Origin of the sequence: Deinococcus psychrotolerans (assembly GCF_003860465.1) — a bacterium.
In the GTDB taxonomy this organism is placed as follows: Bacteria; Deinococcota; Deinococci; order Deinococcales; family Deinococcaceae; genus Deinococcus; species Deinococcus psychrotolerans.
In genome coordinates, this window is sequence record NZ_CP034183.1 from 606821 (window position 1) to 631075 (window position 24255).

The window sequence follows — 24255 nt, forward strand, 5'->3', positions numbered from 1 at the left end:
TCAGCGTCAGGTTTGGTTATTCAAAAAAGGGGCCGGGCACATTGCCCAGCCCCTGTTGCGCGGCCCCTCACTGCAAAGCCGCGAAGCCTACAGGGTTTAGTTGACGGGAGACTTGACGTTGAGGGTGGAATCGAGGTTGAACTTGCCCGCGCTGATGTTCATGATGTACATCTTGGCGGCTTTGCGGTCGCCCATGCTGTTGAACTGCACCGTGCCGGAGAGCAGGCCGGTGGCGCGGACTTTACGCATGGCGGTTTCGACTTGCTCTCGGCTGGGGAGCTTGTTGCCGTTGTCTTTGGAGGCCAGCAAAATGCCCTGCAGCACCACTTTGGCAGCGTCGTAACCGAAGATGCCGAAGCCCTGAATGTCCTTGCCGTAAGCCTTGCTGTACGCGTCAGCGACTTTCTTGGCGGCGGGCAGCGCGTCGGCAGGGGCCGCCACGGTGGTGTAGTAGACGTTGTCTGAGCCTTTACCGCCGATGGTGACCATCTGCTCGCTGTCGAGGCCGTCGCCGCCGACCAACGGAATGCTGACGCCCGCTTCACGCAGCTGCTTGACGAACACGCCGACTTGGTTGTAGATGCCGCCGAAGTAAATGGCATCAGGCTTGGTCAGCTTGATCTTCTGAATGATGGCCGAGAAATCGCTTTTTTCTTCGGTGCCTTCGTCGCCGGAAATCTTGGCGTTCTTGGCGAGCAGGGCCTTCTTGACTTCCGCCGTCAGGCCTTCGCCGTAGGCGGTTTTGTCATTGAGGAGGTAGACGCTCTTGGCTTTGAGCTTGGTCAACATGAAGTTGGCTCCGGCGGGGCCCTGAGCGTCGTCACGGGCCACGATGCGGTTCATGTTCTTGAGGCCGCGGTCGGTGACCTGGTTGGCGGTGTTGGCCGGGCTGACCATAGCCACGTGGCTGGGAGCCAAGGCGGCGCTGGAAGGAATTGCCACGCCGGAGTTCAGGGTACCTACGACGGCCAAAATGCTGGTGTCGGCGGCAATTTTGCGGGCGGCGGCGGTGCCGGTAGCAGGATCGGCTTGGTCGTCATAGCCGGTCAGGCTGAGATCGTAGCCGAGTTTTTTGAACTGGGGGACGTATTCGTTGACGGCGAGCTGAGCGCCGTTCTTGATTTGCGAGCCAAGGTCGGACTGGCCGCCGGAGAGCGGGGAGAGGCTGGCGATCTTGAGGGAGGTCTGGGCGCTGGCCGAACCTAAAGCCAAGCTACCGATCAACGTCAGGGCAAGAATACTGGTTTTTTTCATAAGCCTCCAAGTGCCGTCAAAGCGGCAACAGGTTAAGTGGGAACTGGGGACAGTGTATGAGGTACTTAATGCGATGTCAATGTTGGACTCATGGCCTGCCACGCAATTGTCTTTAAATAAACATTGATCGGAGGGTATATTATTGCGAGCTGATCAAGGACTGAGCAATTCTCACTCATTTAACGCTCTATTACTCATCAGCTGGCCTGCTCAGAGCAAGATTCAGCGCTGGGCTCAGACCAATTCGAGATACTGCCCAATCTCCCAGGGGTGAACCACCGAAGCGTAGCTGCGCCACTCGGCCCGCTTGGCCCGCAGATAGTGCTCTAAAGCGTGAGCGCCCAGCGCCCCGGCAATCACCTCGTCGCGCTCCAAGTCGTCGAGAGCGTCGTAAAGGTCGCGCGGCAGCTCGCGGACGCGGTGGTGGCGCTTTTCGCGCACCGTCATCTGGTAGATGTTGCGCTGGATAGCCGGCGGCGGCACGGTTTTTTGCGCGATGCCGTCAAGGCCCGCCGCCAGCATCACCGCCAAGGCCAGATAGGGATTGCAGCTCGGATCGGGCAAGCGGAATTCGGCCCGGGTAGAGTTGCCGCGTTTGGCCGGTACTCGCACCAGCGCCGAGCGGTTGGACGTGCTCCACGCCACATTGACCGGCGCTTCAAAGCCCGGCACCAGGCGCTTAAAGGAATTGACCGTCGGGTTGGTCACGGCACACATGCCGGGGGCGTGTTCGAGCAGACCGCCGATAAAGTGCAGCGCGGTGTCGGAAAGCTCAAATTCGCCGGCTTTGTCGTAAAAGGTATTGTCACCGCCTCTGAAAAGAGAGAGGTGAACGTGGAGGCCGCTGCCGTTGACGCCCGCCACCGGCTTGGGCAAGAAGCTGGCCAGCAGGCCGTATTCCAGCGCCACCCGTTTGACCACGAACTTGAAGGTGCTGATGGCGTCGGCGGCGGCCAGCGCGTCTTGGTAGCGGAAATCGATCTCGTGCTGGCCCGGCGCGGCTTCGTGGTGGGCGCCCTCGATTTCAAAACCCATCTCAACGAGTTTGTTGGTGATTTCGCGGCGGATGCGCTCGCCTTTATCAATCGGGGCCAGATCGAAGTACCCGGCCTGATCGTTGGTCAGGGTGGTGCCGCGCCCGCCCTCGCCGCGCTCGAACAAAAAGAATTCCGGCTCGGTGCCTGCAAAAAGCTTCAACCCACTTTCGGCGGCTTTGGCGATCTGGCGCTTGAGGACGTGGCGCGGATCGCCAGTAAACGGCTCGCCTGACGGTAGCAGCACGTCGCAGATGATCCGGGCGACTTTGCCGCGCTCGCCCTCTTCGCGCGAGAACTGTGGGTAAATCAAAAAAGTGGAGAGGTCGGGCGAGAGCAGCATGTCGGATTCTTCGATGCGGGTAAAGCCCTGAATGGAAGATCCGTCAAACATCACGCTGCCGGAGAGGGCTTTTTCAAATTGGCTGCGCGGCACCTCGATATTCTTGACGGTGCCCAGCACGTCGCTAAATTGCAGGCGCAAGAAGTTGACGTGGCCATCGTGCAGCCGCTGCAAGATTTCGGCTTGGGTCGGTGAAACGGATTCGGCTGAGTTCATAAAAACCTCGCAGCGAGTAAAAGAAAGTGAGGGTGGGGGAAGCAGGGAGGAAAGTGAAGGCTCCATTATTTTAGCCAACTGGCCTGCTGGGGGCGCTCAGGCTCTTGGCGGCCAAGTTGATCAGGGGCACTGAACGCCATCTATGCCTTGCAAAATGTATCAGCAAAGCTGGCAAGATGTTCTGAGTCACAGGGCCAAAACGCGCCGCAGCTTGGGTTATTTCGGCCAAATAGGTCGGAAAGAGACAAGTTGTCTGACAAATCGTTGACGCCGTTTTCTGCTGTCCTTTATACTTACACGAAGCCGGAAGACTTTGAGACCTTTTGCCCAAAAGCGCGACTCCTTTCCAGAAAGGCTCAAACCTGCTCAGTCCTGCATCCTCAGCATCGCACCCAAGGAGAACGCATGAACCAAGACTTTGAAGTCGTCGCCGCCGCCCGGAACTGGCGGGTCGACGTTGAGCAGCACTACAGCCCCAGCCAAGTGATGAGCGAAGTGTTTGGCTCAGATGTTCTGACGCTCGAAACCCTGCGCCAGCGCCTCTCTAAGCCAATGTTCAAAAGCTTGCAGGCCACCTTGGAGCGCGGCGAGACGCTGGATTCCAAAATCGCCGACGCGGTGGCTCTGGCCATGAAAACTTGGGCGATGGACAAGGGAGCCACCCACTACACCCACTGGTTTCAGCCCCTGACCGGCGGCACCGCCGAGAAGCACGACAGCTTTTTGACGCCCAGCAGCGACGGTACGGCACTCGCCCAGTTTTCCGGCAGCGAACTGATTCAGGCTGAACCCGACGCGTCCAGTTTTCCTTCGGGCGGCCTGCGAGCCACTTTCGAGGCGCGGGGTTATACCGCCTGGGACCCGAGCAGCCCGGCCTTTATCATGCGCCACGCCAACGGCGCGACCCTGTGCATCCCCACGGCCTTTGCCTCGTGGACCGGCGAAGCGCTCGACCTCAAGACCCCGCTGCTACGCTCCATCGAAGCGCTCAACAAAGCGGTGGTTCCGGCGCTCAGTTTGTTTGAAAAGCCGGTGAGCCGGGTCAGCAGCAGCCTTGGTGTGGAGCAGGAATACTTTTTGATTGACGAAGACTATTTCTACCGCCGCCCCGATTTGGTGATGACGGGCCGCACCTTATTTGGCGCAAAGCCCCCGCGCGGCCAAGAACTCGAAGACCATTATTTCGGCGCGATTCCTGACCGGGTGCTGAGCTTCATGACCGATTCGGAGTTGCAGCTCTACGCACTGGGCATTCCGGTCAAGACCCGCCACAACGAAGTCGCGCCGGGCCAGTTCGAGATCGCTCCGGTTTACGAGCACAGCAACGTGGCCGCCGACCACCAACAACTGATTATGCAAATTCTGCGCAACACCGCCCGCAAATACGGCTTGGTGGCCCTGATGCACGAAAAACCCTTCGCGGGCATCAACGGCTCCGGTAAGCACTGCAACTGGAGCATGGGCACCGATTTGGGCGACAATCTTCTTGAACCCGGCGCGACCCCGCACGAGAACTTGCAGTTTCTGTTTTTTTGCTCGGCGATCATCAAAGGGGTGGACGAACACCAAGACCTGCTCAGAATCAGCGTGGCCTCGGCCAACAACGATCACCGCTTGGGGGCCAATGAAGCGCCGCCTGCGATTATCAGCATCTTTTTGGGCAGCGAACTCACCGAAATCTTGGACAGGATTTCCAGCGGTGTGGGCGGGCGCGGCGCAGCAGCGGGCTTTTTGGGCCTGGGCTCTAATGTGTTGCCGCAAATTCCACGTCACGCTGGAGACCGCAACCGCACCAGCCCGTTTGCCTTCACCGGCAACAAGTTCGAGTTCCGCGCGGTGGGCAGCTCGCAGAGCGTTTCCTTTCCGGTCACGGTGCTCAACACCGTCGTGGCCGACGCGGTGCAGGCGCTGAGTGCCGAACTCAAAGCCAAGCTCGACAGCGGCATGGATCTTCAGGCGGCGGTGGGCGAACTGGTCAAAGCGACCTACGAAAAGCACAGGCGCATCGTGTTTAACGGTGACGGCTACGCCGACGAGTGGCACCAAGAAGCCGAGCACGAGCGCGGCCTGCTCAACATGCGAACCAGCTTGGACGCCATCGCGCATTTGACCGACGCCAAAAACGCCGAGCTGTTTGCCAAGTACCACGTCCTGAGTGACCGTGAACTGGCCGCCCGCCAAGAGATCATGTACGACATCTACTTCAAGAGCGTCAATATCGAGGGCGAAACCACCGAGTCGGTGGCCGCCACCCAGATCATGCCCGCTGCGCTGGCGTACTTGGCCGAGTTGAGCGGCATCAAGCAGGGCAGGGCCGCCGCCGCCATCTCTGAAGAAGTGGCCGCCGCTGCCGACGAGATGTACGACGCCGTGTGCAAGTTGCGCGGGGAAAACGCGGCGGAGGGCGGCGAAGAAATTCACGACAAGGCCCACCACATGCAGAGCAACGTGCTGCCCGCTATGCAGGCGGTGCGGGTGGCCGCCGACAAACTGGAAAAAGTCGTTGCCGCCAAACACTGGCCGATGCCGACCTATAGGCAGATGTTGTTTGTGAAGTAGGATTTCAACGTTAAGAGAGGCCGCCGGAGAAAAGTTCGGTGGCCTCCTTTTTGGCGCTCAGCTCGTGGCTTGTCACCTTTACGGAAAAGAACTGACACCAAACCCCTTAGGGCTTGGCCATTTCTTTGGCTTTTTGAATGGCGACTCACTCCTGCGTATACGCCGCTCTCACTTCCCACTTTCCGCGCTAAACTGCTGTTTATGCTCAACATGCTGCGCCGCCCGCAAGTCACGCCCGCCATGCTGGCTGAGGGGCTATCGGCGCTCGGGCTAGACGGCACTCAGCACGCCATTGTTCACGCCAGCCTGCGGGCCTTCGGGCAGGTCGAGGGCGGAGCACCCGCGCTGCTCGGCGAACTGATGCGCCGCACCGCCACCCTTAGCGCACCTTCGTTTACTTACGCGACTTTGCTACGTGCGCCGACCTCGACCATTTACGCCCATTTTAGCCGCGAAAGCCGGGTCAGCCGCGACATCGGGCGGCTGCCGCAACTGCTCGTCGAGCGGCCCGACGCGCTGCGCTCTTTTCATCCGGCGTTGAGTTTCGTAGCGGTGGGCCAAGAAGCCCGCGCCGTCGTGGAAGCGCAGTCGCTGCTCAGTCCATATGGCCCGATTGGAGCGCTCTACGACCTCGACGCGGTGGCGCTGCTGCTCGGCGTGGATCATTCCAGCAACACCACTTTGCATTACGGCGAGTATTTGGCGGGCGTGCCGCTGCTGACGCGCTACGTGCCGCTCAGCGGCCAAGTGGTGCCGACGGCTTTTCCCAATTGCTCAGCAGATTTTGAAAATATCGCGCCGCACGTGCAGGGCCGCCACGTCACGGTGGGCCGCGCCCAGCTCAGTGCTTACCGCGTGCGCGACCTGGTGGACGGCGTACAGGCGTTTTTGGCCCGGCATCCCGAGGGTATGCTCTGTACTTATCCGTCTTGCCGCTGCCAAGAAGTGCGCCGGATGATCCGCGCTGACGGGTTGACGCCCAGAACACAACTGGGACGGGCAACCGGAACACTCGAAAGAGCGGGAGACTGAATCACGGGAGGAGAAGGTGAACTGGACGCTTGAAGTGGTGGTATTGCCGGTAACTGACATAAACCGTGCTAAAGCTTTTTATGCCGAGCAGCTCGGCTTTAAGGTGGATCACGACACCCAAATCAGCCCGACTTCGCGCATTGTGCAACTCACACCACCGGGGTCAGGTTGTTCGGTTGTGTTTGGAACGTCGCTGAACCAAATGGCGGCTGGCTCACTCAAGGGATTACAACTGGTTGTCAAAGATATTCGGGCTGCCCATGCCGAACTGGCCCTGCGCGGTGTGAAGGTCAGTGAAGTGAGTGTCATGAGCGCGGGTGGGCGTAGAACTGCTGATGCCAATGAGTCGCTCAACTACGTCGGCTTCATCTTCTTTAGCGATCCAGACGGCAATGCTTGGGCAGTTCAGCAAATAGATTCGCGGCAATGAAGTCGGCAGCGCTGCCCAGCGCTCTAAATCTCGCCCGAATCGATCAGTGCTTTGGCCCGCTGAACGTGGGTTTCGAGGTCGCCGCCTTCCACCGCGACTTGGTCGGTCACGTCTACGCCGTCCACCTTGATCCAGCCCTGCGGCCCGTCGTCTCTGCCGCCCCACGAGGAGGGCAGCGCCACATCCACTTGATCGGCTTGAATCAGACGGCCTTTGTATTCAGTTTGCATAACCCCAGCCTAGCGTGAGCGCCCTGACCAGACCTAAAAAAAGATTGGCCCAGCATTTACCAACGGCCCCCGACTCGTTTTGCCTCCCCCACCGGCCCTCAGCTTGAACTCACCCTTATACTGCTGAAATGATTTCATCTTCCCCCACGTCTCAAGTGCCGGTACCGGGAGCGGGCGGCGTGGTGCTGCGCGGCCGCCGGGTACTGCTGGTGCGCTACAAAAGCGGCGACTGGGCTTTTCCCAAAGGCCACCTCGAAGCGGGCGAAAGCGCCCAGCAAGCCGCCGTGCGTGAGGTGCAAGAAGAAACCGGCGTGCAGGCCAGCATCGCTGGCGAGTTGCCCACCACCCACTACACCAATGACCGGGGCGAGGCCAGAGCCATCAGTTGGTTTTTGATGGAGGCCAGCACCGAAGCAGGCGAACTCGAAAGCACGTTTATCGAGGGCGGTTTCGTAAGCGCCGACGAAGCGCTGACCACGCTGAGCTTCGGTGAAGACCGCGAGCTGCTCCGCGCCGCTCTCAAGCAAGCTGAGCGTGAAGGATGAGCCTGCACAGTTTGGAAGGCTTTGCGCCTCAGATTGACGACTCGGCGTTTATTGCCCCCAGCGCCGACGTGATCGGGAACGTGGTGATCGGCCAAAACGCCTCGGTGTGGTTTGGCGCGGTGCTGCGTGGCGACCTGGAAGCCATCACGGTGGGAGAAGGCAGCAACGTGCAAGACGGCGCGGTGCTGCACACCGACCCCGGCTTTCCCTGCACCCTCGGCCAGAACGTGACGGTAGGCCACCGCGCCATCGTTCACGGCGCGGTCTGCGCAGACGGCAGCTTGGTGGGAATGGGCGCGGTGATGCTCAACGGCAGCCGCCTCGGCAAGGGCGCGGTGCTGGGCGCGGGGGCGCTGCTCCCCGAAGGCCGCGAAGTGCCGGACGGAATGCTGGCAGTGGGCGTGCCGGCCAAAGTCATCAAGGCCGTGGACGCGGCAGGCAACGCCGCCAACTACGTCGCCAACGCGGCCCGCTACCGTGCCGAACTCAAGAGTGCTGGCCCAGCCAAAGCCCAAGGAGACGGCTCCCGTGACCAATAATCCTCAGCCTGAAGGCGAAGGCAAAGACGCCAAGCGCCGCGCGGCCCCGCGCCGCAACGTGCCCGAACAACCCCTCACCGAAAAAACACCGCAGCCTGAGGCAGAAAGCGGCGACAGCAGCCTCGCGGGCCTGCTCGACGGTTTGATTTTGCCGGAAGACCTGCTGGTGGAAGGCCGTGAAAGCAGCGCCAAGTCCTCTGTGGACACGGACGGCAAAACGGAGCTGCACCTCAGCGTCTCGCCGCAGGCGCAAGTGGGGAGCGCGAGCACCATGATGGTCACGGCGCTCACACCGATGTTTCCCGGCACCACGCCGTTTCTGGCCCGCTTTCTGCCTGCCGTGACGCCGAGCCACACCGGCATCCAAACAGGATTTTGCAACTTACACGACTTCCTGCGCTTTTTGCACGACCAGAATTGGTACGGCTTTTTGCACGCGGGCCTCGGTGAGCAGGCCGCTTACGTGCTGGTCTACGAAGGCCGCACCGTGGCGGCGGCGGGCCTGAGCAGTACCGGAGAGCAGGCGCTGGGCGAGCTGCTGCACCTCTACGACCAGGGTGCGCCGCTCTCGGCTTACCCGCTCGATCAGCGCCTCGCTCACATTCTCAGTGGGGTGGGCAGCCGGGCGTGGAAATTCAACCTTACCGACGATTTTACCGGGCTGCACTCGCGCCCCGGCGAAGCGGTGTTTTACGATCAGGGGCAAGTGGTGGCGACCTTGCCCGCCGGCCTGTCGTATGAGGGGGCTTTTCCCGCGCCGCTGCGCCCACAGACGCTCATTTTGCCGCGCAGCTTGGCGGGCTGGGCGCATCACGGCTACGTCGCGACTTTGCGCGGACGCGACGCGGTCAACGCCATTACCGCCGCTTACCAGAGCTTCCGCGCCCGCTACGGCCAAGACGGGTTGAGTTTCCAAAAAGCCCTAGTGGACGGCCTGACTCCCGCCGAATACGCCCTGCGCCGTGACGTTGCCCTGCACGATCTGGAAGCCCTCCTCAAAGAACTCATCGGCGCGGGGTACTTGAAAGAGGACTGAATAAGGCGCTGCATGTTCTTAACCAAAAGCACTCACCGAAGGCCCCAAACCAAATGAACTTATCTTCTGCCCCCATTACCCTTGCCATCGAAACGGCCACGCCTTATCTGGCGCTGGGCTTGCTGACGCCGCACGGCGAATTTTACGAAGTGCGTCAAGTCGGGCGTGCCCATGCCGAGCAGCTTCCTGCCGCTCTGGAAGCGCTGCTTACGGCCGCCAATCTGCCCAAAAGCGCCGTGCAGCAAATCGTGATCGGCACTGGGCCGGGGTCCTATACCGGCGTGCGGGTGGGGGCCAGCTACGCGCTGGGACTGGGCCGCGCCATCGGTGCGCCCGTGCTGGGCGTCGGCACCTTGGAGAGTCTGATCGACGTCCAGCATGAAGGTGAGCAGGCCGTCTCGCTGGACGCCCGCAAAGGCCAGCTTTACGGCGCGGTGTACCGGGTCAGCGGCGGCAGCATCATTCAAACGCTGCTGCCTGCCGCCAAGTACGACCAAGCCGACTTTGCCGAGCGGGTCAGCGCTTACCTGTGGCGGCAAGACCCCGCTCCCGACGCTGCGGCTTTGGCCCGCGCCGGAAGACTGAGCGGCGCGGCGAAATGGACTCTACAGTATTTGTGAAAGCCGACTTATTCGAGTCCATTCTTTCTGATGAGGCTGTGAGTATGAGGCGCACTCGGCTCATCACGCAGACCTTAGAATGAGCGCTGTGATTCTGCGCCGCCTCGCTCAAATTTTTGCTGTGTTGCTGGTGGCGGCGCTCCTGCTGATCGCGTTTGGCCCAGCCCTCTACGGCCCAGCCCTGCTCACCAGAGTGGGCGGCCCTTATCAGCTTTCGGCGGCGTCCGTCAGCGGGCCGCTGTGGAATGTCTCGGCGCACGGCCTGAGTGTCAAGGGGCCGGGCGTGAGTGTGCGGGCCGAGCAAGCCCAAGTGGGCCTCGCGACGCTGAGCCTCGGCGACAAAACAGTGCGGCTGAATCTGGGCCTCAGCGGCGGCGTCATCAATTTGACCCTCAAAGACCTTTTCAAGAAAAGCGCGGGATCAGCGCCCAGCTTGCCGCTGACCATTTTGCCGGGAAACGTCTCCATCAAAGAGATGCGCCTCAACTTGAACGGCAAAGGAATGGAGATTCCCAACGGGCACTTCGCCGTGTCGGGCAGCAGCACCGGCGACCATCAGGGCCAACTCGAACTCAGCGGGCAAACCGACTACGGCGATGTGAGCGCGGCCCTGAAGTACGCCGAGAAAAACGGCGAGCTGAGCGGCAAAGCCGACTTTTCGGCCGACGCCCGCCTGATCAACTTTTACTGGCGACCCGGCGGCGTTACGGCGGGACAGGTCACGGGGCAGTACCGGCTCAGCGGCGGCCAGCTGGAAGGCGATTTCAAGCTGGTCGGCGGCGCGGTGCGGGTTCCTGAAGCCAAGTTTGTGGAGATTGAGCCAGTCTCAGGCCAGTTTACCCACCGGGGGGACGTGATTCAGGGGCAAGTCAGCGGGCAAGGCTTGGGCGGCCCCGTCACGGCACAGGCCAAAGTGGATCTGGCCGCCCAGCGCTTTGAGGTCAGGGCCCAGGCCAGCCCGACCTTGACCGCTTTGGGCAAAGCCCTTAAGTTGCCTGCCAGCGGCGCGGTGCAGCTCTCGGCGCACATCAGCGGCTGGAAGACCGTGAAGGCCAGCGCCCAGCTTAAAAGCGCTCAGGGCCAATTCGTCAATATTCCTTACCGTGAGTTGGGGGCCGACTACGCTTTCGCCTTTGCCAAAGGGCACATTCAGCAAAATACCTTGCGGTTCGGAGCGCAGGCCCGTTTGCTGGGTGAACGCCAGCAGATCGCGGGCAACTGGACCTTCAACAAAAGCGGCGCAGTCACGCTGAGCGGCCAACTGCTTCGAAAGCCGCTGAACTTGAGCGGCCAGATCAACGCCAAAAACAAACTGACAGTGGCGGGCACGGGCCTCGGCGGGCCGGTAGAAGCCAGTTATCAACTCACCCAGCGCGAGCTGAGCGCGACGCTGCGCCCCGACGTTTACACCCTGACGGGCCGGCTCTCGGTGGCGGGCAAGATCAACGATCTAGCACTGAGCGCTTCGCAACTCAAAGTCGGGCCGCTGACGTTCAGTGGGCGGGGCCGCTTAAACGAAAGAGGCTTACAGGCCAGTTTGGATGAAGCGGCGGGCGGCTCCGTCTCGGTGGAGACTGATCGCCGCTTCGTTGGAACGTGGCAGGCTGACGGGTTGGGCTTAGCGGGCATCAGCGCCAACGGCAGCGGCGCGATTGACCTCACCAAGGGACTCAGCGGGCAACTCAGCGCTCAGGTGCCCAGGATCTCCAGTTCGCTCAGCGGCCCCGTCAAGCTCAATTGGCTGACCCGCACAGGCACTTGGCAAGCCGGTCAGCAACGCCTGAGCTGGAACGGCGAAACGTTTGGCGTGGTTGCCAGCAATTTGAAAGCGGCAGGCCTGACGGTCAATGGCGCGGCCGATTACCGCACCGACACCCGCCAAGCCAGCGTGCAGGCCACCACCAACTTGCTGGGCGAAGTGCAGACGCTGGCGGGCCAATGGACGGCGAATCAAGGAGGACGTTTTAGCCTCGGCGGGCAACTTCTCAAGGAACCTTTGAATTTGAGTGGGAAGCTCGACGCGCAAAACCAAGTGAGCTTGCAAGGTCGGGCCGTTGGCGGGCCAGTTCAGGCCAACTTCAATCCGACCAGCTTGCAGCTCAGCGCTCAGCTTGAACTCAGCCTTTACGGCGTCACCGGCAAAGTCGCGGTCAGCGGCCAGCCGAACGACCTGGCGATTAAGGCCCAAGCGGTTAAGGTCGGGCCACTCACCCTGAGCGGTCAAGGGCAGTTCAAGCAAGGCCGGGTGCAGGCCAATTTCAGCGAAACGGGCGGCGGCGTGCTGGGTGTGAGCGGGCCGCTCAACGATCTGGCGTTCAAGGCTCAGGGCGTCAAAATCGGGCCGCTGACGTTAGCGGCGCAGGGCAAGCTGAATGATTCAGGCTTACAGGCCAGTGTGAACGAAGCGGGAGGCGGCACGCTCTCGGTGAGCACCAACCGGCAATTTGTGGGAACGTGGCGAGCTGACGCGTTGGGCTTGGCGGGCATCAGCGCCAACGGCAGTGGGGCGGTTGATCTCACCAAAGGGCTCAGCGGGCAACTCAGCGCTCAGGTGCCCAGCGTCTCCAGTTCACTCAGCGGCCCGTTTAAGCTCAATTGGCTGACCCGCACAGGCACTTGGCAAGCCGGTCAGCAGCGCCTGAGCTGGAACGGGGATACCTTTAGCCTCAAAGCCGACCACCTGAAGGTGCAGGAGTTCAGCATTGACGGCCAAGCGGCTTATCGCCTGACCGACCGCCGCGTAACGGGGCGACTGACCGCCAGCGGCAACGGCGTCAACGTGATGGCGACGGGCCAAGGGCAGCAGGCCAGCCTCAGCGGCACTGTGCGCGGTGTGGAGGTGCAGGCGCTCAGCGATTTGCAAGCGCCCTTCACTACGCGGGTTCAGGTCAAGGGAGCCGACCTCGCGGGCAAGCTGAGCCTGAGCAGCACAAACGGCATCAACTTCAATTTACAATCCGGTAAGCAGAGCGCTCAGGGCAGCTTCGAGGGTCAAAACTGGAACGTCACCGGCGGAGTGGATTTGGCGGCGCTGCGCCCGCTGCTCGGCGTGGACACGCCCGCACTCAGCGGCAATCTCCAGCTCAATCTGGCCGGACTCGGTGGCACGGCCAAACTGCAAGCCAGCGTCGCGGGCGCTCAGGTCGGCGGTACTCTGACCCGGCAAAACGGTGCGGTGTCGGCCAACTTGAGCGGCCAGCTCAGCGACCTCGCGGCGCAGCTCAGCGGCCAAGTGTATCCGCAAGTCCAGCTTTCCGGCCCCGTGACTTGGCGCGGCGTGGGCGGCCCGCAAACCGTGAGCGCCCAGCTCAGTGGTTCTTACGGCGACCTGCGGGTGCGGGCCTCCGGTCAAACCAGTTCCATCGACACTGGCAGCGTGGCCCTGCCGTCTCAGGCGCTGCGGTTAGAAGGCAGCCTGACCCCCACGCTGGCCCTCAACGGCAGTTGGGGCGACCTCGGCCTGATGTACAAGGGCGGCGAAGTCTCGGCGCGGGGTCAGCAGACGCTGAGCGCGGCGGGGCAGGCCGGGCAAGTTAGCGTCGACGCCACTTGGAAACCGGATTACAGCGGCAACCTCAGCGCGGCGGGCCAGCTCGGCGAGTACGCCTTCAGCGCCTCCGGCCCTTGGACGGCCCTGAAGGTCAACCTCAGCGGCGCGGGCCTGACGGCCACGGGCCGCGCCAACGCCCGCACCCTCGATTACGTTTTAGATGTCGGCGGTTTGTTAAGCGGCGTGAATGTCAGCGGCCAAGTGCGCGGCCAAAAAGCAGCCCTGAGCGGCACCCTCAAAGCCAGCGACGGGCAGGGCGGGCAGGCCGATATCAAAGTCAACTCGCTGAGCAGCTTCACGCTGGACGCCCAAAACTTCAAAGTGGCGGGCCAGACTTTACAGGGCAAACTGAGTGCCAGAAACGGCCAGCTCAGCGGCTCGGCCAAGCTGGGGCCGCTTGATGTGGAGGCAAAAAACGGGCGATTCACGGCCTCCGGCACGCTGTATCAGCACCAAATCAAGGCCAGTGGGCGGCTGAACTTGCCCACAGCGCTCAGCGATCTCAAGCTCAAGGTGGACGGGCCTTATCTCAGCGCACAGGCCAGCGGCAGCGGCAACAAATTGCTGGGAAGCGTGCGGCTCAAGGCCCAGCAGTACGGCAGCGGAGCGCTCAGCGCCCAACTTCCAGCGCAGGACTTGCCGCTGGAAGCGTCGCTCTCTCCCTTGTCGGTCAAGGTGGGCGGGCTGCGTTACGCGGGCGGCAACTGGAGCGGCGACACCCGCGTGCGCTACTCCGTCAATAAAAAGCCCAGTTCTTTGCGCTTGATCGGCAATGGAAAGACGCTCAGCGCCGCGCCGCAGGACACGCTTTTGGCGGGCCAAGTCAAGGTCTTGCCAGAATTTGGTGGCACACTCAAAGTCAATTTGGCCGAGTTGGAAGCCGCACTGCCGCCCACATTGTTGCCTGCCAGCGTCAAAACCAATCTGGTGCCGGGCGTACTGAGCGCCCAACTCTCCCTCAGCGGTGCGGCGCTGAGCCTCAGCGGTGGGCGCTGGCAAGGCGAAATACTGGGCCTGAGCGGACAAGTTGGCTGGAGCGGCAAGCTCACCGCCAAAGCGCTGCTGACCCTGCCGACTTCGCGTCTGCCGATCAGTTACGACGGGCAAGACCTGCGCCTGCAAAACGCGGTGCTGGACGCTCAAGCCCTCAGGCCGGTGTTAGCAACCTTGAACGCCTCTTTGGCCGACTTAGAAGGCCAGTTCCGCGCCGACGTGACCGTACCCAGCCTTGACTTTGCGCGGGCCAGCGGACAGGCCCAAGTGGATTTGAGCCTCAATCAGCAGGCCGCACGGGGCCAGCTCAACCTGCGTGGGGGCCAGCTCAGCGCCGCGCTTCGCAGCACCTTGGGCGGGCAAGCGCTCTCGGTGACAGGGTCGCTGTACCCGCAGGCCGACGCCGCTTTTGAATTTGGTGGCGTGCGCGGCACGGTTACAGGAGACGCCCGCAGCTTGGACGCCAACACCAGTTGGACGGCCCAAGCCGCCGGAACGTTTACCGCCGGCCCCCTTCAGGGCCGTTCGGTAACGGCAAGAGCCAGCCTTAGCCCCCAGATTGCCAGTCTTAGCGGCGTACTGGACGGCCTGAATCTCGATTTAAGTGCTCAGAAGGCGGCGAGCGAGTGGACGGTGGACGGCACCTTCAACGCCGCCGATCTCAAGCCCCTGACCGGACAAGTCGGCCAGGTGGCCGGAACGCTTTCCGGCACGCTCAGCAAGCTCACAGCGCAGGTCAGCGGCGACTTGGCGGGCGCGGCTTTTGAAATTCCAGCCATGTATCAGAGCGGCGTCGTCACTCTTCAAGACGCCCAACTGAGCTACCCACTCGGTGACGGCTCGGCGCAGGCCAGCCTCAGCGGGCAAGCTTATCCGGCGCTTGATTTGAGCGGCAGCGCCACCCTGACGGCCTATGCTCCCGGCACCTACAGCCTCAGCGCGTCGGGGGCTTACGCGGCTCCCCGACTGGCGCTCGGCGGCGTGCTGACTTCGGACGTGCTGGGCTTCGGCCTGACCAGGACGCGCTTGGATGCGGTGTTAAAAGGCCAAGACTTCATGGTGACGGCGCAGGGCGGGCCGCTGGCCGGAGTGGCGCGGGGCCGCACCGACGCGCCCAATTACCTTCAGACCGCCAATCTGACTCTGCATGCACCGTACCGAAACGGCGACACCAACTTGCAACTCGATGGCCCGCTGAGTTGGAACGCCAAGACCGGTTGGGGCGGAGCGCTGAAGGTGGTGGGCAACGCGCCGGGCGGAGCTTTGAGCGCCCAGCTCAGCGGCAACGGCCCACTGAAGGTGCAGGCCAGCCTCGGCCCGGCCCAGCTCAGCGGCCAGTTCTCGGCCAGTTTGCCCACTTCGCCAAACGGCAGCCTCAAACTGGCTTCTCTGGACATCGGCGCGTTTTGGCAGCGGCCACAACTCCTACGCCTCAGCGGAACCGCCGACTTGGGCGGCTCCAGTTGGGCCGACCTCAGCGCTCAGTTCAGCGGGCAACTCAGCGACGCCGACGGGCAACTCAGCGGCGACCTCAGCGGCGAGTACGCGGCGGGGCAAGCCAAACTCAGCTTGAACGGCCAAGCCCTTCAGGGTTCGGCAAAGCTAAGCGGCGCTGCGTTCACCGCCTCGCTGAACGCGGCTGGGGTCACGCTCTCACGCTTGCTGCCGCCCTCGCTGGGGGTCGGCTCGCTACGCTTGTCCGGTACGGCGCAGGCCAGCGGTTCCACTTCGGCGGGCCTGATCAGCCTGAGCGCTCAAAACCTCTCGCTCAGCGGCCAGCAAAGCACCATTGGAGATTTCAGCGTCAGCGGCTCGGCCCGCTACAGCGGCGGAGTGGCGCGGGCGGATTTGACCGGGCGGGCTTACGGCGGCGACCTCAGCGCGACCGGCAGCTTTCAAAACGGCCTGCGCATCAAAGCCAGCGGCCTGACTTTCAAACAGTACGGCGTCACGGCGGCCAGCGGCGACCTCGTTTTGCGCGGCGACTACGCCAATCCCACGCTCAGCGGCATGCTGAGGGCCACGCGGCCCGAGGGCGAGGCGACGGCCAGCGTGTCGGGCCAGTTGCAAGACCCGCAAATTCACCTCAAAGCTGCTCTGACTGGCCCTTACAGCGGCACGGTGTATGCCGACGCGGCGCAGCTCAACCTTGCCCAGCAAACAGCGCAGCTTCACCTCTACGGCAATGTGACGCAGACCAAAACGGACAGTGCCCAAAAAGGCAGCAACTGGCTCAATCTTGATCTGCGCGGCGTTTGGCCCAAGCTCAGCGGAGAGGCCACCGCCCGCCTCGTCAGTCTGCGCCAACTCGGGTTTAACGAACCGATTAAGCTGATCGGCAGCGGCAACGGCTCGTACCAAATCAGCGCCGGAACCCTTGGCAGCGGGCAGCTTAGCCTTACTGGCCTCAACCCTATGGTGAAGGCCAGCGCCACCCTGACACCGCTCGCCCTGATCGGCGCAGAGGGCAGTGGACAGCTGAATGCCAGCTTGAGCGGGCCGCTGACCGATTTGCGCTTGGCAGCCAGCGGCACCTTCAGCAAGCTCAGCCGCAGCGGGGTGAGCCTGCCCACCACCTCGCTGAGCCTTTCCGGTTCGCTCACTGCACTCCGGGGCGAGATGCGCCAAAACGGTGCGGCGGTCGGCAGTTTCGACGGCCAGCAACTGCGGTTCACCAATCTCAAGGCGGCGGCAGCGGGCCTTGATTTGACCGCCAGCGGTAGCGCGAGTCTGAGCGGAGAAAACAGCGGCGAAATCAGCGCCCAAGTCAGCGCAGCGGGCGCGGCCAGCGGCTCGGCCAAGCTGACCTACGGCGCAGCGGGCCTCAAGGCGACGGGGCAACTGACGGCGGCAGGCTTTGACGGAGCGTTCGATGGAGCGGCCACGCAAAAAAGCGGTTGGAGCGGTCAGGTCTCGCTCAGCGGCGGGCCGGTCATCAGCGGAGTGGGAGCCGTGCTGAGCGCGGGCACGCCGCTGAACCTCTCGGGGCCATTCGCCGCGCCGAGACTCAGCGGCACACTGGGTCTGGTGGGCGCACAGGCTCAACTGACGGCCAGCAGCAGCGGCGCACGCCTGACCCTTCAGGACGGCCCCGCCACGCGGGCCAGTGGCAGCCTGAGCCTGCTCAAAATAGGAAGTGGTTACGTCTGGGAAGGCGAAGGCCGCCTTATCCGGCCCGAAGGTGAACTGGACTTGGGCCTGAGCGGAGAAGCGGCCAACCCGCAAGCCCAGCTCAGCTTCCGGCGCGGTGAGTGGACGGCGCACGGCAAGGGCAACTTGAAAGGTGCTCAACTCCAGTTATCAGACGGCGTAAAGAGTGGGGATTTGAGGTATGACGGCAAGACGTTCAGCGTCACTGCCGAGCAGCTCGACCTCGCCCGCCTGCACATTGGCGACCTCAGCGGGCAAGTCAGCGCGGTGGCAGCACTCGACAACAAACTCAGCGGCTCGGCCAGCCTCAGCTTCAGCAACCTCAGCAGCGGAGCGGTTTTGCCTTATTTTGAGTTGCCGCTCACCGGCTCCGGCTCTGCCCAGGTCAGATTCACCAACGGCAAAGGGCAAGTACAGGCCAATGTCACCGCGCCTTACGGCCAGGTTGCGCTCAGCGCCGAGCAAAGTGCGGCGGGTGGGCGCTGGAGCGGCAGCCTCAAAGGCGAACTCACCAAAGATCAGGGCCGAATTCTGGCAGATGTCACTCTAGATGACAGCGGCGCAGGCGGGCAGCTCAAGCTGGAAAACTTGCCGCTGAACGTCTCCAATTTGCCCGTCAACTTGAACGGCACAGTGACGCTGGCGGGCCAGAACTTCACGCTGGACGGAGAGGCGGTCACAGACATGGGCCGCGCCGATGTGAGCGGTGACGGCGGCATCGCCGATCTCGCGCCCATTTTGAGCAGTTACACTGTCCTTAAACCCAGCGAAGCGGGCTACCGAATTCAGGTGGGCGTTTCCAACTTCGATTTGGCGCAGCTCAAACTCGCTCAGGGCATCAGCGGGGCCATCAGCGGACAACTGATACTCAGCGCAGACAGCGGCAGCTTCGCGGTTTCGTCCAAAGCCCTGAAGCTGGGCAACGCCAGCTTTCCAGCGCGGATCGACGGCACGCTGGCGGGCGGCGACTGGCGTCTGCGCGGCTACGTGGGCAGCTCCACCCTTTTCGGGGCCGTCACGAATGGGCAGCTCAGCGTTCGCAGCCAACTCGAAGCGCTGCCGCTGGGCAACATCATTTCCGGCTTTACCGGCAAACTGCCCGGCAACGGCATCGTGACCGGCATCGCCCGCCTCGACGCGCCGCTCTCGGACGTGTTGTCGGGCAGCCTGAATGTGGTGGCCGAACGGGTGCGGGTCACGGCAGGCACAGACACGCTCATCGGCTCCGGCACAATAGATTTCCGCAACCGCGAACTGCGCCAGTTCAATTTGCAGCTCGACGGCGCAGGTCAGTGGCGCGTTTCTGGAGAATACACCCGTCAGAAGGTCAATTTGCAAGCGGCTTTCATCAACACCACCTTCACGCCGGTGCTGGCCTTCGTGCCCAGCCTCAGCGGCGTCGCTCCGGCACTAAAAGGCAGCTTGACGCTGAATGTGGGCGGCACTTATGAGCAGCCCACCGCTACCCTCAGCGGCTCGAATTTGCTGGGCAGCGTTTCCGGCATCAGCGTGCAGGTGCCCAGCCTCAGCGGACAACTCGGCAACGACGGTCAGTTTACGGCGCAGGCCGCCGTGCAGGCGTCGGGCAACTTGGGTACGGTGGGTACGCTACGGGCCTCGGGACAGTTTGCCAGCAGCCAGCTCAGCGCCACCGTGCTGCGCTACCAAGGCACCCTGAGCGCCGACCTGCTCGGCAACCTCGGCACCCTGGACGCCAGCTTGACGCAGGGCCAGAACGCCCAGAATCAGGGCACTTGGACGGCTACCGCCGCTGCTCAGCAAGGCGGAACGCTGAGCCTGAGCGGACAAGTCAGCCCCAGCATTGATGTCAAGGTGATCGCCCAAAATTACAACTTGCCGATCCGCAGCATTTACGCCCGAGAAAGCAGTCTCAATGCCGCGCTAAGTGCCAAAACGCTGGGCGAGCAGATTGTCATCAGCGGCCAAGCCAGCTTTGATCGGCTGATTTTGGGGCGGGTCGGTGCGGCCAGCTTGCCCGGCACCGTCAGCAGCACCCCCGGCAACGACCCTCTAAGCAACTTCGTCAGCCCGCTGCCCGACGAACTCACCGTCTTCCCCAGCAAAACCGGCGAGAAGCCAGTCAGCCCCTTTCTTCAGCGCGTCGTCTTGCAAGACATTCCCATCACCGCCCCCAACGGCATTCGGGTAGATGAAAATCTGGCCCAAGCCGAACTCTCGGCCGCGCTCACCTTGTCCGGCACGGGCGCTTCGCCGAGACTGAGCGGCAACGTCAAGAGTTTGCGCGGCAATTTGCTGCTGCGCGACAACAACTTCAATTTGCAAAACGCCTCAGCCAATTTCGACGGCAGCAGCCTCTATCCAGTCTTCAGTCTCACCGCCCAGGGCCGCGTGCCAGATCAGAGCGGTAAACCTATCGGCGTGCAGCTCCAGGCCGACGGCTCCTTCGTGGTGCAGTCGGGAGCGCGGGCGCTGAAACTCGACACCGAGCTGAGCTGCACCACCTGCGCCAGTGCAAGCGATTACTCGCAGGCCGAACTTTATTCGCTCTTGGCCCTCGGCACGCCCGATATCACCACGGTGGGCAGCAACATCGGCTCACTTGGCCAGAGCGCCATCAGCACCGCCCTGAACCTGTTCGTGCTGAGCGAACTCCAGCGCAACATCGCCCGCGCTCTGGGCGTAGACGTCTTCCGCATTTCCAGCAACCTGATTACCCCGGAGGGCAACCTCGACGCCAAATTCACGGTGGGCACTTACCTCTCCAAGCAGTTTTATATTCAGTATCAGGTGGACTTGACCGGCAAGGGTCTGTTTGACGCCACCTACACCACCGACGACAACCGCTTTACCTTCCGGGTCAGCACCCCGATCAGCGGCCTTGATCTGCAAACCGTGCGCCCCTCACTGACGGTCGGCTACAACTTCAACGCCAACAACAGTCTGACTCTCGGCGTGCAGTCGGGCCTCGGCACCAGATTTTCAGTGGGATATTTGTACAAATGGTGAGCGGGCAAAATTTCCGACCTTCACTGTTCTGACCACTCGAAATAAAAAAAGCCCAGTACGTTGACTGGGCTTAAAACCTTACACCGAACTTAGCTCGGCCCGTTGCCTCCACGGCGGCCACGACGGCGGCGGCGGCGGCGGGCTTCGTCGGCAGCACTCTCGGCAGTATCGCCGGTAGCACCGGCGGCAGTGGCACTGGCAGCAGGCTGGAGGCGCTGGCTTTGGGCTTCGTTACGCGGCTGGCGGGTGTTGCGCGGGGTGTCGCTGCGCGGGCCTGCACCAGCGCCGCTTTGGCTACGGCCCCGAAACTGCTGAGCGCCGCCGCTGCGGTAGCTGCCTTGCTCGCGGCCCGGCCCCTCGTCGGGCGGCATGTTCTCCAGCGTCCAATCACCGAAGTACATCCGCTGAACCGTGACGTTCACGGGGCGCAAATGCTCGTTGCGGGGGCGGTCTAGGGTGACGACTCGGCGGCGGTAACCGCCAGTGCGCGGGCCGCTGGAATTCTGAGTGCCGCTTTGCACACCGCCTTGACGTGGACGCTCCGAGCGGGTGTCGGTGCGGGCGCTGTCACTCCGAGGGCTGTCACTGCGGGAGGTATCGTTGCGCGAGGTGTCATTCCGGGGGCTGTCACGACGCGGGCCACTGCCCTGCTCGCGGCGGGCCGACTGCATAGGCTGGCTCGGCTGCACAGACTGAGTGGATCGGGACTGCGCCGATTGAGCTTGGTCTTGCGGCTCCTGCACATCGTCGGGGGCGGCTTGGGGCTCTGCCTCGCCATTTTTACGTGGCAAGAAGCTGCTGAGTTTCTCGCGCTTTTGCGTTTCGCGGTCTTCGCGGCGGCGAGCGCGGGGGCGGTTGTCGTTGCCGTCCATACTGTTCTCCTGAGTTTGTTCTGCTTGAGTGAAGTCAATTTGGCGGGCCAGCGGATTCACGCCGCTGATGGTCACGTCGATGTTCTCGCCTATACGGTAGATGCGGCCCGAAGTGCGGCCTTTGAGGATGCTGGCGTCTTCGATATAAAAGTAGTAGTCGTCGCCGAGGTTGGAGATGTGCAGGCGGCCTTCCACTCCGTTTTCCAAGACCACGAACAGGCCCGAAGCGATCACGCCTGAGACGCGGCCCTCAAAGCTTTCGTCTAAGTGCTCCTGCGCCCACTTGGCTTGGTAATACTTGGTCAAATCGCGCTCAGCGTCGCTGGCATTACGCTCGCGCTCGGAAGTGTGACGGCCCTGCTCGGTCAGCGGCGCGGCGAGCTCGGCCCGCACCCGGTCGGTGACAGGGCCGCTCAGCGCCGCTTTAAGTGCCCGGTGAACCAGCAAGTCGGGATAGCGGCGAATCGGGGAGGTAAAGTGCAAGTACTCCTCAAAGGCTAGGCCGAAGTGACCCAGGTTTTCCTCGGCGTACTTGGCCTGCTGCATACTCCTGAGCAGCAAGGTATTGACCACACTTTCCTGACTGGTGCCGCGCACGGCCTTGAGCACCGATTGGTAGGCCTGCGGAGTTGGTTCGCCGCCGGGGAAAGCCAGCCCCATGCGGCCAATCGCGGCGCTGACTTCTTGAAAGCGGGCCATCGTCGGCTCTTCGTGGATGCGGAACAGCGTCGGCGCATTTTTTTCGAGGAGGAAATGCGCCACCGCTTTGTTGGCCAGCAGCATCAAATCCTCGATCATGCCGCGTGCGGTTTCCTCGCGCAGCGGAATAAGCTGCATATGACCGTCTTTGTCCACGTCCACTTTGACTTCGCGCAATTTGAAATCGAGGCTGCCTTCCCGCAGCCGCTTTTGACGCAGCTTGGCGGTGATTTTGAGCAGCAGATGCAAATCGCCTTCCAAGATGCGGGCGCTGCCCTGCAAGGTCGCCACCGCTTCCGAGTAGGCCTGCACCTCGTCGTAAGTCAGGCGAGCTTTGCTGCGAATCACGCTGGGCGTAAACGCGGTGCTGAGAACCTCGCCGTCGCCGGACAGCTCGATCATGGCGCTCATGGTCAGGCGGTCTTCGCCTTCCACCAAGCTGCACACCCCGTTGCTGAGGTGTTCGGGCAGCATCGGCAGCACCGCGCCGGGGAGGTAGACGCTGGTGGCGCGGGCGTAGGCTTCTTCGTCAATCGCCGTGCCGGGCTGCACGTAATGGCTCACGTCAGCGATATGAATGCCCACCACGAAGGTACCTTCCGGCGTCGCCTGAATGTGAATGGCGTCGTCGAAGTCTTTGGCGTCGCTGCCGTCCACCGTGAAGATGTGGTAGTCGCGCAAATCCAGCCGCTCACGCAGGGCCGAGTCGGGCAGCTTGAGGGGAATGCGTTCGGCTTCCTCCAAAACTTCCGGAGGAAATTCGTCGCGCAGACCGTATTTGACGATCACGGCTTGGGTTTCGGTGGCAGGATCATCCTCGTTGCCCAGCACCCGCACGATTTCGCCGTACACTTCGTCTTCGCCGGTGTCTTCGGGCCAAAACAGTTGCGTCACGACTCTCGCCCCGTTGGGAAGCCCCTCGGTGCCGTCCGGCATCAGCATGATGCGGTGGCGGGCGCGGTGGTCGTCGGGCTTGAGGAAAGCGTAGGTGGCCTGATGGTCGAGCGAGCCGACAAGCTGCGAGTAAGCGCGGCTGACGATGCGAACCACGGCGGCGCGGGGCGAACTGTCGCGGCGACTGCGGTTTCCGCCACCGCCGCGCTCATAACGGTCGTTGCCGCCATTGCGGCCTTCGGGGCGAATCAGCACGATGTCGCCGTTCCAGGCTTCGAGCGTTTCACCTTCCCGAATATAAAAGTCGTCGCCGCCCGAATCGGGAATGACAAAACCGAACCCGCCAGTCGACGCTTGAAAGCGGCCCCGCACCAAATTCATGGCTTCGGGCAGTCCGTAGGTGTGGCGGCGGGTGCGAATCACGTCGCCGCTGAGGGTCAGGTCTTCTAAGAGGCCCGCGAGGTCGCGCCGCACGCCCAATCTCTCACGGCCCTGACGGGTAAAGGTGCGCTCGAAATCACGGACATGCACCGGACGGCCCAGTTTGCGGAGCTGCTCGATGATCAGTTCTTTGGCCTCGGGGCTGACAGCGTGAGCCGCCGAAACTTGAACAAGCTGGCTGGTTTCAGCGTGTTGGGGCTGGGTAACTTGGGCGTCTGACTCGGGTAGCGCGTCGACCACTGCCACTGCTGGCCGCTCTCCCCTCTTCAGGCGGGTGCCTTTGGGGGTGCGCTCACGCCTGCGAATTTGGGCCGCGTCGAGATCTGGTTCGCCGGGAGCCCCCTCGGCTGGCGGCTGCGCTTCCAGAGCAGGTTCGGCGGCCACAGGTTCGGCTTCTTCGCTTGGAGCGGCTTCCAGCGTTTCAAGAATGGGCTGGATGGTGGATGCGGCGTCGAGTTGGGCTTCAGGCGCTGACTCGGCGACCTTACGGCGCTTCCCACGTTTGGGCGGGCTGGACTGCTCGTCAGCTGACATGGGGAGCGGCTCAGGCTCGGCCAATTGAGGCAGGGACACAGCCGCCTGAGCAGCGCCCAATTCTATCTCAGGCGCAACAGCAGATTTCGCGGTGCGGCGTTGACGGTTGGCCGCCTTGGGTTTGGGCGTCCCGGCTGTCACGGGCATTTGAGCAGGTTCAGGCTCTGGTGGCGCGTCCGCAGTTACGGGTTCGACCAGCACCGGCTCAGGCAAAAGCTGCGCTTGAACCGTTTGCGCGGGCTGCTCTGGGAGTTTAGCCTGTACTTCCGCTTTTTGGCGGCCTTTTCTTTGCAGCG

12 protein-coding genes are annotated in these 24255 nt (G+C 62.6%); 8 read left to right on the forward strand and 4 right to left on the reverse strand.

What is annotated here, in order from left to right:
• Window positions 1-96: 96 nt before the first annotated feature.
• Window positions 97-1254, reverse strand: coding sequence for a branched-chain amino acid ABC transporter substrate-binding protein (locus EHF33_RS03000; protein WP_124867757.1), 1158 nt, complete (start codon window positions 1252-1254; stop codon window positions 97-99).
• Between the two features lie 234 nt (window positions 1255-1488).
• Entirely contained in the window at window positions 1489-2847 is a 1359-nt protein-coding gene (gene glnA / locus EHF33_RS03005) for a type I glutamate--ammonia ligase (RefSeq protein ID WP_124867759.1), read from the reverse strand.
• A gap of 405 nt (window positions 2848-3252) precedes the next feature.
• On the opposite strand from glnA, the gene EHF33_RS03010 reads away from it, so the two are divergent.
• From EHF33_RS03010 to EHF33_RS03020, 3 genes are all read left to right on the forward strand, one after another.
• Window positions 3253-5406: a glutamine synthetase III family protein gene (locus EHF33_RS03010; RefSeq protein ID WP_124867761.1), complete on the forward strand. Its 2154-nt coding sequence runs from the start codon at window positions 3253-3255 to the stop codon at window positions 5404-5406.
• Window positions 5407-5607: 201 nt separating this feature from the next.
• Window positions 5608-6438, forward strand: coding sequence for an AAC(3) family N-acetyltransferase (locus EHF33_RS03015; RefSeq protein WP_124867763.1), 831 nt, complete (start codon window positions 5608-5610; stop codon window positions 6436-6438).
• 16 nt (window positions 6439-6454) lie between these two features.
• Window positions 6455-6868, forward strand: a complete 414-nt coding sequence (locus EHF33_RS03020) for a VOC family protein (protein ID WP_124867765.1) — start codon at window positions 6455-6457, stop codon at window positions 6866-6868.
• Between the two features lie 23 nt (window positions 6869-6891).
• On the opposite strand, the gene EHF33_RS03025 is transcribed toward EHF33_RS03020, so the two are convergent.
• Entirely contained in the window at window positions 6892-7098 is a 207-nt protein-coding gene (locus EHF33_RS03025; RefSeq protein ID WP_124867767.1) for a hypothetical protein, read from the reverse strand.
• A gap of 128 nt (window positions 7099-7226) precedes the next feature.
• On the opposite strand from EHF33_RS03025, the gene EHF33_RS03030 reads away from it, so the two are divergent.
• The 5 genes from EHF33_RS03030 (at window position 7227) to EHF33_RS03050 (ending at window position 20519) form a co-directional block, all read left to right on the forward strand.
• Complete coding sequence (locus EHF33_RS03030; protein ID WP_124867769.1) at window positions 7227-7643, forward strand: NUDIX hydrolase; 417 nt, start codon at window positions 7227-7229, stop codon at window positions 7641-7643.
• Window positions 7640-8182: a gamma carbonic anhydrase family protein gene (locus EHF33_RS03035; RefSeq protein ID WP_124867771.1), complete on the forward strand. Its 543-nt coding sequence runs from the start codon at window positions 7640-7642 to the stop codon at window positions 8180-8182. Before EHF33_RS03030 ends, EHF33_RS03035 begins: the two co-directional genes overlap by 4 nt.
• Window positions 8172-9218 (forward strand): hypothetical protein, encoded by a 1047-nt coding sequence (locus tag EHF33_RS03040; RefSeq protein ID WP_241191228.1) that lies wholly within the window; start codon window positions 8172-8174, stop codon window positions 9216-9218. The genes EHF33_RS03035 and EHF33_RS03040 overlap by 11 nt, the downstream gene beginning before the upstream one ends.
• Window positions 9219-9271: 53 nt before the next feature.
• Window positions 9272-9838 (forward strand): tRNA (adenosine(37)-N6)-threonylcarbamoyltransferase complex dimerization subunit type 1 TsaB, encoded by a 567-nt coding sequence (gene tsaB, locus EHF33_RS03045; protein WP_124867773.1) that lies wholly within the window; start codon window positions 9272-9274, stop codon window positions 9836-9838.
• A 79-nt stretch (window positions 9839-9917) separates the two neighbouring features.
• Window positions 9918-20519 carry a translocation/assembly module TamB domain-containing protein gene (locus EHF33_RS03050; protein WP_124867775.1) on the forward strand — a complete coding sequence of 3534 codons (10602 nt, stop codon included), beginning with the start codon at window positions 9918-9920 and terminating at the stop codon, window positions 20517-20519.
• An 89-nt stretch (window positions 20520-20608) separates the two neighbouring features.
• On the opposite strand, the gene rnr is transcribed toward EHF33_RS03050, so the two are convergent.
• Window positions 20609-24106 carry a ribonuclease R gene (gene rnr, locus EHF33_RS03055; RefSeq protein WP_420889954.1) on the reverse strand — a complete coding sequence of 1166 codons (3498 nt, stop codon included), beginning with the start codon at window positions 24104-24106 and terminating at the stop codon, window positions 20609-20611.
• Window positions 24107-24255 lie beyond the last annotated feature (149 nt).